The organism is Deltaproteobacteria bacterium (assembly GCA_026712905.1).
Lineage (GTDB): Bacteria > Desulfobacterota > Binatia > UBA9968 > JAJDTQ01 > JAJDTQ01.
This window is the reverse complement of the sequence record JAPOPM010000180.1, coordinates 1-8208: the sequence shown is the minus strand read 5'-3', so window position 1 is coordinate 8208 and position 8208 is coordinate 1. Positions and strand designations below refer to the sequence as shown.

The window sequence follows — 8208 nt, the reverse complement described above, 5'->3', positions numbered from 1 at the left end:
TTCAAGCTGGTTCGCATTTTATGATCAGGACAGGCCACATTCTGCCTTGGGAGGCGCCACGCCGGCCCAGGCCTACGAGAAGGGGATGTTGGCGCAGAGGCCGACCCAGCGCCCCGGCTCACCTGCCCCTCTGCCGGCTCTACCCGAACAGCAGGACGTGTTAAACAGGACCCGGGCGGCATGATCGATCACTTCGGAATACACCTTATTTCTGCCGCCTACCTGTCCAACGAAGTGGGACCACCTCAGTTTCCTGATACTTCGGGTTCTCCGGGCGACCATGCTCTGACTTCTTGGGCTTGGCGGTTGTCAAGTCCGTGCTCCTTATTGTCGCAGACCTTCCCACACCAGGACCGCGACAAATTCTTCCTGGCTCCGCGTTCCCTTCATCGAGTTGCAGGCCGCGCACAGTAGCTGAAGGTTGGCCGATGTGGTCCGCGCCGCCCGTCGACTGTGGCACGACATGATCCACGGTCATGTTGCGGAACGGGAACATGACGTGGCACCCTGCGCGTGTGCCTTCCTGGATGCCGTAGAGGGCATGCTTGAAGGTCTTGTAGTTGGGCACCTTGCCCTGATCCACACGACGCGGGATGTCCAGCCGGTGAAGCACATCGTAGAACAGCCCCATGTCCTTCCGTAGCCGGAGCTTCACGAGGTCGGCGGTCTTCGCGGACAAGTCACCGACGCTGTCACCGAAGCCGATCCTGCGAGCTGTCCTCGCGCATCATGGTGTAAGTACAACGATCAGACGTTGTGTAATCTGCTTAGAACACGTGTTGTCAAACTCTGGTGTTATTTTGCCTTGACGCCTAGTTTCCGCGAATAGGATGCAGGCAGCTACAACCCAGCAATGATCACCGACAGGCAGGTCTACCGCATCAAACAGTGCAGCGATACGTATTGCTAGCGGGGGATAGTCGTTCCTGATAAACACCGCTGAATGCTGGTCGGCCAGACGCAAGTACTCGCAGACGAGCAACAGCGCCAACGCTCGCTTCGAGCAAACCTCCTGATAGCTGTGGCCGTTCTTGCTCGCGTAGTCGGCGAGACCCGACATGAACCAGTCGCGTGCCCACACATCGCATTGGAGTTCCTCTTCGGCCAGCTTCTCTGGACGTGGAGTACCGGTGGCGTGTTCTGCGTGAAATTCGACATGCTTGAGCTCGTGTAGAAAGAGAACCGCGGTCGCCATCATGACGAGATCGAAGACGACCATGTCCTGTGCTTTAGTCAGTTTTGCCCGGGAATCGACCATCAATGGGATGTCCGGCGGCCATCGCGCGGGGTCTAATTCCGCCGCACCAATGAGCGCAGTAACAGCCCCAATTCTTTCCCTATAGTGGTACTCAAACTCCTCCAGCTTGTCATCAAGCGTCAGAAAAGACGAGGAGGGCGTCCCCGTCAAAGTCGGCAGAATGACGGCAGGGGCGAACAGTTCAAGCGACCTCCAAAGAGAAAAACCTGTCAACCACATGACCTGCAGGTCTTTGCGCGTGTATTGGACGCGGTCGATGTTGGCGTTAAGAAAGATGCCAGCCTTGCCATCGACTTCTTCAAAGCAAACGGCGTATTTTTCCCAAAATGTCTCCAAACGTCGCCTGTGTTCCGGAACGCTTCCGGCGATGAGATCGAACGCCACTTTAGTCGGATTAGCGGAACGCACGGGCACTAATCCTCGAAGATGTCGACGCCGAGGGCACGCAGAATATGGCTGGCTTCCGAAATGAGGTGGTATTGCTGCGCGATTCCGATTGGCCGGCTGTGAGCGAGCGGTAGGCGGATGGGATGCAGGCGCTCCATCGACGTCTGGAAATGCTCTTTCTTTCCGAAAAAGACTCCAAACACGTCACGCCAATGCTGGCGGCGCACGACAATATCCTTGAGGTCCATGAAATTTGCATATTGAATCAGAGGCAGCGGGCTTTCTCCACAAGCGACGGCATCCTTGCGTCGGGTGATCCACTCCTTCAACAAGGACGGATCAATCCGCGTCTTCATCCATGTCGCGCCGTATTGCGCTTGCATTTTGGCATCAATTGCCGTTCGCAGGTTCTGTTCAACGGCAGTGATCATCATATTGTGGCCAGGGTGAAATACATGCCCCGGGTCACTTCCGTCCGTCGTCGGTGGCAAAGGCGCGAAGTTCGCTTTAAAGGTAAAGCCGGTCTCAATCAGCACTTCGCTGACGGCAACGGGTGAAATGGTCAGCATGGCCGCATTCATGTCGGCTTGTACATGCGCGGCGTCCCGTTCATCCGGCCCGGCGTCATTTTCAACCTCGATGGGGTCTCCAAGGTCTTCGTCCATTTGTTCGCGTGCGGCTTCATCGAATGGTTCGGTATAGCGGACAGCTTGGCCGAGGCGCGAAACCACCGCGAAGCCCTCGAAAGACAGCGAGGTCAGATGTGCGTCGAGCCAGGGTGTCTTCATCGCGGCCATCTGTTTTGACAATAACTGCGACCAAGCGGTCTCGGCGAGGCCTGCGGTCTTGAAGAGGTCAACCTGCTTGGCCATCCTCTCGGCTATCGCGGTAAGGCTATACCGGTCCGGCAACAAAGCGCGGTCGACCAATCGTCGAATCGTGTCAGCCGATTTCGTTAGAGTTTCCAGTTGTTCCAGCATCGTAGGGCGGGCAAGAATGGATTGGGTCGCTTCGAAGAGGGCAGATCGGCGATTGAGTGATTCGAGATGTTCAGCGAGGGGCGTCGCGAATAGTCGATCCGCCAAAACTTGCTGTCTGCGGATTTTTTCAAGCGGGCCTTCGCTCATTTCGAGCAATCGCCGCATCCACTGCAATTCTGTTTCATTTGCCATCGTCGATCCCCATCGTCTACTTGTCAGCTGCCCGACACGGTCCATACTGTATTCGAGTTACCGCGAGGTCGAGCCGAGCTACCCAGTCGTTTTGTGCAATCACGCGGCCCCGCCGTTGGACTGGAACCGCGAGGCTTGGGGTGAGCGCATGGACATCGCCACACGGTGGCGCAGCTGATGGGAGAGTTGGGCCTTCGTGGCGTGGTCCGGGGTCGGAGGGGGAAGACGACCCTGGCAGCGAGGGATCTCACACGGCCCGCGGACCGGGTGAACCGGGTGTTCGAGGCCAGCCAGCCGAACGCGTTGCGGGTGGCGGATCTGACCTATGTGGCGACATGGCGCGGCTTCGTCAACGGTGAATTCAACTCAGTGCCTGTCGATCCGCTACACCGAGCGCTTTGGCTGAGGCTGCGATTTAGCCGTCGGTGGGCCGCGTCGGGGATTCCTACGACAATGCCCTAGCCGAGTCCATCATCGGCTTGTATAAGACCGAGGTGATTCGTCAACGCGGCCTCTGGCGCCATCTCGAAGCGGTCGAGTTCGCCACCCTCGAATGGGTCGACTGGTTCAACCACCGCCGATCCCTTCCAGGAGTCGGCGGTGTCGGGTGAAAAGTTCCGGTGGTAGCGGCTACCTAGCCGGCCACCCTGTAGGCCAACGATGAGGCTGTCTATGCGGACAAGCCCAAAAACCAGTCCCGCCTTAGGCGAAAGAAGTGGTCGACGGCTCTTCCAAGCTCGTAACCGGAGGCCGGAGAAGCCGCGAACACCTTTTTGCCCGATTTCTTGACGGCCTCGACCGCCGGGACGAAATCTCCGTCTGCGGAGAGAAGATACGCGACATCATATTGCCCGCTGTGCGCCATTGTAACCATGTCTACGGCGATGGAGACATCGACTCGCTTCTCGGTGTACTGCGGGACCGACATCGTGCACAAGGCTTCAAGTTCGACGAGAATTGAACCACGGAGGTCGGGCTTATGGGCCGCGACCACGTCCTTTAGCCTTACAATCAGTGGATTGTCGTTCGGGGAGACCATTCTGCGCTCGATTCGGCCCGTGAAAACCTTTACCCCTTGGCCCTGGATCCTGCTCAGAAACTTTTGTTGAGACGAGCGCCGGGAGAGATTCCCGGAAACCTGTCCGACGTAGTATCGGATACCGGCCAGTTGCCGATTCATCACAAGTTTGTCGGCCAATTTCTGATAGTCGAGCTCTCCTGTGGCGACCCCGAGGTTTTTGGCGGCATGGTAAAAGTTGCTTCCGTCGATGAAGAGGACCGCGCGTTCTAGAGCCATAAGGAACTCAAAAAAAACCCCCGGGGGCCGTTTCCGGCTCGATCCCGGGGGGGGTTAGCAAGTTGGTTACGTAATTTACTATTGCCGCCACCGCATGTCAACCAAAAGTACCCTCAGGTTGACTTCGTTTGAGCGAGTTTCGATTCATACAAGTCTTTCCTACTCGGGGTCAACTACGAGACAGCCCCGCGGAGTTGCCTGGTATCCTGCCGAGTTATCCGCGTAGTAGGGGGCGTCGTCGGATGGGATGACGGTATTGGGATCGATTGCTATAGTGAGCCACGCCGTCGAAGGTTACCTGTGAGCACGGGTTGGTCGCGGGTGGAAAACCTTCTTCGGCACGGAGAGGCAGTGGCAAAGGCGTTCGATGGCAGATCGGCGTTAGAGGAGTTGCGAGACAGAGCCGCGCTGGAACGCGCACAGACTGGAATGAATCCGCTTACAGTATGCTTACGACGAGGATCGGGACCCCTCGGTGATCCACAGTTTGTAGCCGTATAAACGACAATAATATCGTATAGTTATGAGTGATCCCCGACAACGGTACATGGTCGGCGTAGACATCGGCGGCACCTTCACCGACTGCGTCGTGGTCAACGACCAGGGCGAGATGGTGGTGGGCAAGTCGCTTTCCACGCCGCCGGACTATTCCGCCGGGGCGGCGGGCGCGGTGCGGGACGCGGCAGGGAACCTCGGCCTCGGCGACGAGGAGGAGTTGCTCCGGCAGACCACGCTGTTCTTTCACGCTTGCACCATCGGCGAGAACACCCTGATCACCCGTTCCGGGCCCCGGACGGGCCTCGTGGCGACGAGAGGCTTTCCCGATACCCTGCTCATGATGCAGGGGAAGGTCACCGACGGACTCACCGAGGCGGAGGCGGGCCGGCTGGCGTGGCTGCAGAAGCCCGAGCCGTTCGTGCCCCGCTCCCTCGTTGCCGAGGTGAACGAGCGCATGGACTACAAGGGCGCCGTCACCGTGCCCCTCGACGAGCACCAGGCGGCCGAGGCCCTGGACGGTCTGGTGGCGCGCGGCGTCGAGTCCGTGGCCGTGTGCCTGCTCTGGTCCGTGACCAACGACGCTCACGAGAAGGCGGTGGGGGACATCCTCCGACGCCGGCATCCGGGCGTCTACGTCACCCTTTCGAGCGCCGCCGCCCCTTTCGTGGGAGAGTACGAGCGCACCGCCACCACGGTCTTCAACGCCTACATCGGCCCCCGCATCTCAAGCTATCTGGTGAATCTCGAGCAGGTGCTGCGAGGCAAGGGGTTGGCGAAGCCGCCGATGATCATGCAGGCCTACGGCGGCGTGCTCGATATCGAGGCCACCTGCCGGAACGCCGTCGGCACCATCGAGTCCGGGCCGGCCTCCGGTGTCGTGGGCACGCGCTTCCTGGGCGAGCTGATCGGCGAGGACAACATCCTGGCCACGGACATGGGCGGCACCACGTTCAAGGTGGGCGTGGTGCGGGAGGGGCGCGTCGAGCGGGACTACACGCCGGTGGTGCTGCGCCACCGGGTGCTGGCGCCAAAGATCTGGGTCGAGTCCGTGGGCGCGGGGGGCGGCAGCATTGCCTGGATCGAGGAAGAGACCGGGCTCCTCAAGGTGGGACCGGAGGGGGCGGGTGCCAGCCCCGGGCCGGTATGCTACGGCCTCGGCGGCGCCGAGCCCACGGTTTCCGACGCGGACCTCATCCTCGGGTATCTCAACCCGGACTATTTCCTCGGCGGCCGGATGCGGCTCGACCGCGAGGCGGCGCTTCAGGCGGTGAAGCGAAGGATCGCCGAGCCCCTGGGAATGAGTGAGTCGGCGGCGGCCCTGGGCATCTACCGCATCTCCAACGCGCACATGAGCGACCTCATCCGCCGGGCGACGGTGGAGAAGGGCCACGACCCGCGGGCCTTCGTGCTGTTCGCCTTCGGCGGCGCCGGGCCGGTTCACGCCGGGCGCTACGCCGCGGATCTGGGCGTCCGGGAGGTGGTGATCCCCCTCACCGCCTCGGTGCACGGCGCGACCGGGCTCATCAGCTCGGACGTGGTGCACGAGTACGGCAAGTCGGATCACTTGCAGGTGCCGGCGGACGCCGGCCGCGTCAACGACAACTTCGCCGAGCTGATCCGCAGAGCGGAGGCGGACCTGGGCGCCGCGGGATTCGGTCCCGCGGACATGGCCGTCACGCGCAGCATCGACATGCGCTACCGCTACCAGGTCCACGAGCTCAACGTCCCGCTGGCCCCGGGAACGGAGGTCCTCGGGGATGCCGACCTGGAGCGGCTCTACGAGGACTTCGACGATGCCTACGAGAAGGCCTACGGCAAGGGTTCGGGTTACCGGGAAGCGGGCAAGGAGATCCTGACCTTCCGGGTCACCGCGGTGGGACTGTTGAACAAGCCGCGCATCAAGGAGGCTCCGGTGCGCAAGGCCGCCGCGGACGACGCGCTGAAGCCGCCGCGAAACGTCTTCTTCGAGGAACGGGGTGAATTCGCGCCCACGGCCATCTACGATTTCCAGCGAATGCAGCCGGGAATGGGGCTGTCCGGCCCGGCGGTCATCGAGACTCCGGTAACCACCGTGGTGGTGAACCCCCGGGACCGTGTCGAGATCGACGGGTTCCGCAACATCCGGATCTTCGTGGGGGAGGCAGGACGATGATGGACTCGACCCACACTGACTCGACCCACACGGACGCGACCGGCAGGCAGGTGGACCCCGTCACCTTCGAGATCCTCTCGCATCGGCTCCACGAGATCACCCGCGAGATGGGCGCCACCCTGGAGCGCGTGGGCGGAACGGTCAACACCACCCAACTGCACGACTACATGGCGTCCCTCTACATGGCCAACGGCGACGTCCTGTCGGTGGGGGAGTCGATGATCCGTCACGCGGCCTGCGCCGGTTTCGCCGTCAAGCGGATCATCGAACGCTTCGAAGGGAACGGCGGCATCTATCCCGGCGACGTCTTCCTGCTCAACGATCCATACCTCGCCGCCATCCACCAGTCGGACATCTACATGATCGCGCCGATCCACCACGAAGACCGGCTGATGGCGTGGAGCGCCACCTTCGTCCACGTCATGGACATCGGCGCCATGTCGCCGGGCGGCAACTCGCCCGGCGCCACCGAGATCTGCCACGAGGGGCTCCGGATCCCGGGCCTCAAGCTGGTGGAGCGGGGGCGGATGCGGCAGGACGTCTTCGACACCCTCGTCAACATGACCCGGCAGCCGGTGCTGGTGGGGCTCGACCTCAAGTGCGAGCTGGCCGCCAACAACGTGGCGCGCGCGCGCATGGAGGAGATGTTCGCCCAGTACGGCCCGGAGCTCATCACCGCGGTTTCCGCGGAAATGATCCGCTACTCGGGCGACGTCCTCAAGAAGCGGCTCCGCGAGATTCCCGATGGCACCTGGCGGGACGAGGGCACCATCGCCGCCAACGAGACCCGCCGGGTGTGTGTGGATCTGCGCAAGCACGGAGACCGCCTGGTGTTCGATTTCACCGGCAGCGACCCACAGGCGCGGCAGGGCATCAACCTGCCGTACCACGCCACCTTCGGTGGAGTCTTCGAATCCGTCCTCACCGCCCTGGGCTACGACCTCCCCAAGAACTACGGCGCCTTCGGCCCCATCGAGGTCATCGCCCCGGAAGGCACGGTGGTGAACGTGCAGTATCCCGGACCGGTGTCCATGAACACCACCTCGGGGCTCAAGACGGTCTCCTACGTGTCCGCCTCGGTGCTGGCCCAGATGCTGGCGGGCAGCGAGACATGGAAGGACGAGGTCACGGCGCTGACCCTGGGGTTCCGCGTCGTGCGCCACGCCGGCGTCAACCAGTACGGCCGCTTCTACGTCTCCACGCTTTTGGAGCTGAGCGGCTCCGGCGCCAGCCCCCACGGCGACGGCATCGATTCCGGCGGCTACCTCACCTGCCACAACGTCGAGTGGCTGGAGTTGAATTTCCCGCTCATGTACCTCTACCGCCGCCACCTGACAGACGGCGGCGGCGCCGGCAAGTTCGCCGGCGGCGTGGGCGTGGAAGCCACCGTGAAGCTTCACGACGCGCCGGAGGAGAAGATCCGCGGCGTGGCCTTCGGCGTGGC

Annotated in this window: 6 protein-coding genes and 1 pseudogene; 3 read left to right on the top strand and 4 right to left on the bottom strand. The window is 62.0% G+C overall.

Annotated features, from left to right (window positions below):
- Positions 1-205: 205 nt before the first annotated feature.
- The 3 genes from OXF11_15240 to OXF11_15230 form a co-directional block, all read right to left on the bottom strand.
- Complete coding sequence (locus OXF11_15240) at positions 206-631, bottom strand: hypothetical protein (protein MCY4488448.1); 426 nt, start codon at positions 629-631, stop codon at positions 206-208.
- 96 nt (positions 632-727) lie between these two features.
- Positions 728-1666 carry a phage exclusion protein Lit family protein gene (locus OXF11_15235; protein MCY4488447.1) on the bottom strand — a complete coding sequence of 313 codons (939 nt, stop codon included), beginning with the start codon at positions 1664-1666 and terminating at the stop codon, positions 728-730.
- 5 nt (positions 1667-1671) lie between these two features.
- Entirely contained in the window at positions 1672-2817 is a 1146-nt protein-coding gene (locus tag OXF11_15230; GenBank protein ID MCY4488446.1) for a hypothetical protein, read from the bottom strand.
- A 156-nt stretch (positions 2818-2973) separates the two neighbouring features.
- Between OXF11_15230 and OXF11_15225 the strand changes: the two are divergent.
- Positions 2974-3428: pseudogene (locus OXF11_15225) on the top strand (integrase core domain-containing protein).
- Between the two features lie 59 nt (positions 3429-3487).
- On the opposite strand, the gene OXF11_15220 reads toward OXF11_15225, so the two are convergent.
- Positions 3488-4114 carry an NYN domain-containing protein gene (locus OXF11_15220; protein ID MCY4488445.1) on the bottom strand — a complete coding sequence of 209 codons (627 nt, stop codon included), beginning with the start codon at positions 4112-4114 and terminating at the stop codon, positions 3488-3490.
- A 547-nt stretch (positions 4115-4661) separates the two neighbouring features.
- Here OXF11_15220 and OXF11_15215 point away from each other — a divergent pair.
- Positions 4662-6764 carry a hydantoinase/oxoprolinase family protein gene (locus OXF11_15215; protein MCY4488444.1) on the top strand — a complete coding sequence of 701 codons (2103 nt, stop codon included), beginning with the start codon at positions 4662-4664 and terminating at the stop codon, positions 6762-6764.
- A partial coding sequence (locus OXF11_15210; GenBank protein MCY4488443.1) for a hydantoinase B/oxoprolinase family protein occupies positions 6761-8208 on the top strand: 1448 nt, incomplete at its 3' end. The genes OXF11_15215 and OXF11_15210, both read left to right, overlap by 4 nt.

What these genes read in the sequence shown, in the direction of transcription:
- OXF11_15240 (MCY4488448.1), bottom strand. Translation starts at nt 631, where the DNA reads ATGGGGCTGTTCTACGATGTGCTTCACCGGCTGGACATCCCGCGTCGT.
- OXF11_15230 (MCY4488446.1), bottom strand. Translation starts at nt 2,817, where the DNA reads ATGGCAAATGAAACAGAATTGCAGTGGATGCGGCGATTGCTCGAAATG.
- OXF11_15220 (MCY4488445.1), bottom strand. Translation starts at nt 4,114, where the DNA reads ATGGCTCTAGAACGCGCGGTCCTCTTCATCGACGGAAGCAACTTTTAC.
- OXF11_15215 (MCY4488444.1), top strand. Translation starts at nt 4,662, where the DNA reads ATGGTCGGCGTAGACATCGGCGGCACCTTCACCGACTGCGTCGTGGTC.